Source organism: Modestobacter marinus, from assembly GCF_019799945.1.
GTDB classification, from domain to species: domain Bacteria; phylum Actinomycetota; class Actinomycetes; order Mycobacteriales; family Geodermatophilaceae; genus Modestobacter; species Modestobacter marinus_B.
On record NZ_JABGCH010000079.1, the window covers coordinates 1 to 3,301 of the forward strand.

Sequence of the window (3,301 nt, forward strand, 5' to 3'; positions counted from 1 at the left end):
CCTCACTCGGAGGTCTTCCTCATGTCATCGACCCACGCCGCTCGCCGTCACCAACGTCCGTGTTCAGAACATCTAGGTCGGGGATGTAGGTGTCGGGGTGGGCGGCGGCCAGTGCCCGCGCAGGGTGAGTGCTTCCTCGACGGCGGCCAGCGCCTCCTCGCGGCGGCCCAGGTCGCCCAGCCGGTTGGACAGGTTGATCAGCGACATGGCTAGGTCGGGGATGTAGGTGTCAGGGTGGGCGGCGGCCAGTGCCCGGCGCAGGGTGAGGGCTTCCTCGATGGTGCTCAGGGCGTCCTCGCGGCGGCCCAGGTCGCCCAGCCGGTTGGACAGGTTGTTCAGCGACGACGCGAGGTCGGGGGTGTGGGTGTTGGAGTCGGTCGCGGCAAGCCGACGGTGATGATCGACGGACTGGGCGGTGAGGGTGGCGGCGAGCGCCGCCAGCCCGATGCTGTACTCGGGCAGCCGGTCGACGAGGGCTCCGGCGGCCTGTGACTGCGGGCACTGGGTGAGGGCGCGGTCGAGCAGGTCGGGCAGCCGGCCGGCCGGGTCGGCGAGTGCGGCGGTGAGCAGGTCGGGCAGCCGGTCGGTCAGCAGTCGGTCCAGCGCATCGCGGACTGGCTCACGTGTTGCCGACCGGGTCAGCTCGGCGAGCAACTGCTCGACCTGGGCTCCGCTGGAGGCGCTGTCGGTTATTTGCCGGTAGCCGGTGAGTACCAGGTCGGTCAGAGCGGGGCAGGTCGCCAGGAGCTGCTCGGCGAGCAGGTCCGGGCGCAGCGGCGCGACCCAGGGCGGTTCGGCGCCGGGGTAGCGCTCGTGGAGCCAGTTGGCGACCGATCGTCGGGCCACCTTGCTGGCGTCGGTCAGGTCGTCGATCAGTCCGAGCAGCGCGGCGGCTGCGGGCTGGTCGGGGGGAGCAAGCAGGGTGGCTGTGGCGACGGCCTGCTGGCGGGTGGCGTCGCCACTGATGTTCACACTGCGCGGGAAAGTCTCGGCCCAGCGGCGCCGTTCCCGGTCGAGCACGGCGTCGAGGATCCGTTCGCGTAGGTCTTTCCCGGTGGTGGGCGCCCGCGCGCCGGCGGCGGCCAGCAGAGCGTGCACGGCCGGCACCTCCAGGCGCAGCCTTCTGGAGTGCCTCGGCGTAGTTGACGGCATTGTCGGCGGGTTTCTTACCGTCAGCCGCCCAGACGAGAACGTTTCAGATGGTGTTGCTGTTCGGGGTTGGTCCCGTCGCCTGCGTCGATGCACGTCCCTGGCCTATCCCCACGGCCTCAGGGGATCCTATGACCCGTGCGAGTCGATCCAGTGCTGTAACGCCTCGGCGGCGGCATGCTCGCCCAGCGCGCACAAATCCTCGGCGAGGCTTCTCGCCGAGGTCAGGGTGTGAGGGTGATTGTCGCCGAGCACCCGCCGGCTCCGGTCGAGGGTGTCTCGGTCTAGATTCCGGGCGGCGGCATGCTCGCTCAGCGCGCGCAAATCGCGGGCAAGATTGGTTGCTGACCTCAGAGTCTCGGGATGGTCGTCGCCGAGCAGTCGCCGACTGCGGTCGAGGGCCTCCTGGTGCATGTCCCGGGCGGCGGCGTACTCGCCAAGCCCATACAGGTCAGCCGCCAGGTTGATTACCAGGGCCATGGTTTGGGGATGGTCTTCGCCGAGCACTCGCCGGCTCCGGTCGAGGGTGTCTCGGTTCAGGTCGCGAGCGGCGGTGTAGTGGCCGAGCATGTGCAGGTCGCTGGCGAGGTTGTCTGCCAAGCTCAGGGTGTGGGGATCGTTCTTGCCGAGCACCCGCCGACTCCGCTCAAGGGCGTCCTGGTCCAAGTGTCGCGCGTCAGACTTTCTGGCAGGGCGGCGGGGTACTCACCTAGCGCTTGCAGGTCGCAGGCGAGGTTGTTCGCCGACCTTAGGGTGTCGGGATGGTCGTCGCCGAGCTCCCGGCGGCGCCGGTCAAGGGTGTCTTGGTCCAGGTCCCTGGCGGCGGTGTACTGGCCGAGCATGTGCAGGTCCATGGCCAGGTGGTGAGCGGACATCAGGGTCCGGGGATCGCCGTCGCCAAAGCGTTGTTCTGCAAGGTGATGGGCGCGCTCATGCAAGGGACGAGCGGTGCGGGGTTCTCCGCGGGCAGCCAAGTAGGTGCCGGCGCGGTCGAGCATTGACCAGGCGTCGTCCTCGATGCCGTCCACTGGTCGCGCGGGATCGGTGAGAACCAGGACGTGCGGTAGGAGCAGCCGCCAGGTAGGCCAAACCGCCGGGTTGTTCCACGGGTCGGCCGGGACCGCCACACGGAGCAGCCGGGCAGCGACCTGCCGTGGGTCGGGTATGCCGCTGTCGGCAGCGCGGGTGATGAGCAGGGTGGCCACCAGCCGGTGGGTCACCTGGAAGCTATCGGGGCCGAGCCGGGCCAATGCACGGCGGCGCAGCAGGCCGATTAGGTCCGCCATGGCCAGCGGATCGGCCACTACCCGAGCCAGGGGGTCGGGCAGCAGCTCGGCGTGGGCGGTGAACAGGGTCAGGGGAACCGGCTCGGGCGCCAGTTGGGCGGCCAGAGCTAGCAGCTGCAGCGCGGCCGGGGCGTCGGCGGCGAGCCGGTCGAAGGCCAACGTCAGCGACGTCGCCAGCGGCATCGGATAGCGGGCCAGCACGCCGCGGGCCAGCATGTCCTGGGCACGGTCGGCGAGTAGGTGCAGGTAACTCTCGGCACTGGTGCTGGTCTCATCCATGAACGCCGCCGCTTGAGCCAAGGCCAGCGGCAGATGGCCGAGTGCGTCGGCGAGCTGATCAGCCGCGCCCGCCGTCAGCCCGGGGACTTGCGACTGCAGGAGGTCGACAGACTCGGCGCGGTCGAAGACCTCGATCGGCTGGGGCTGGGCCACCGCCCGCCAGCCTGGGTCTCGGGAGGTAATCAGTACGTGGCCGGCACCACCGGGAAGGAACGGAGCCAGCGCGGCGGGGTCCTCGGCGTTGTCGAAGATCAGCAGCCAGCGCTCCCGGTGCCGTAGCTCGCCGAGCAGCCGCGACAGCGCCGTCGGGACCGGGTCGGTTGCGGCAGCCAGGCCAAGGGTGCGGGCTAGATCGGCCAGCCGGTCGGCGATCAGCGTTGAGTCCTCGGCCGGCACCCACCAGACGACGTCGTAGTCCTCACCGAATCGGTGGGCGTACTCCACCGCCAGGGTCGTCTTGCCGACCCCGCCAGCACCGTGCAATGCCTGCACTTGACCCGATGCCCCGGCGCCTAACCCGGGGCTTTCACGTCAGCCGTTGATCAGCGAGGTCGGGATATAGGAAAGGTGCTCCTGACCTGCAAGGA

2 protein-coding genes and 1 pseudogene are annotated in these 3,301 nt (G+C 69.8%); all 3 read right to left on the minus strand.

Annotated features, from left to right (window positions below; genetic code table 11):
- Positions 1–72: 72 nt before the first annotated feature.
- Entirely contained in the window at positions 73–1,098 is a 1,026-nt protein-coding gene (locus tag HK417_RS24100; RefSeq protein WP_222273157.1) for a tetratricopeptide repeat protein, read from the minus strand.
- A gap of 180 nt (positions 1,099–1,278) precedes the next feature.
- On the minus strand, positions 1,279–1,782 hold the full coding sequence (locus tag HK417_RS24105) for a tetratricopeptide repeat protein (protein WP_222273160.1): 504 nt from the start codon (positions 1,780–1,782) through the stop codon (positions 1,279–1,281).
- A gap of 62 nt (positions 1,783–1,844) precedes the next feature.
- A pseudogene (fxsT, locus tag HK417_RS24110) lies at positions 1,845–3,206 on the minus strand (FxSxx-COOH system tetratricopeptide repeat protein); the annotation flags it as partial.
- Between the last annotated feature and the right edge of the window lie 95 nt (positions 3,207–3,301).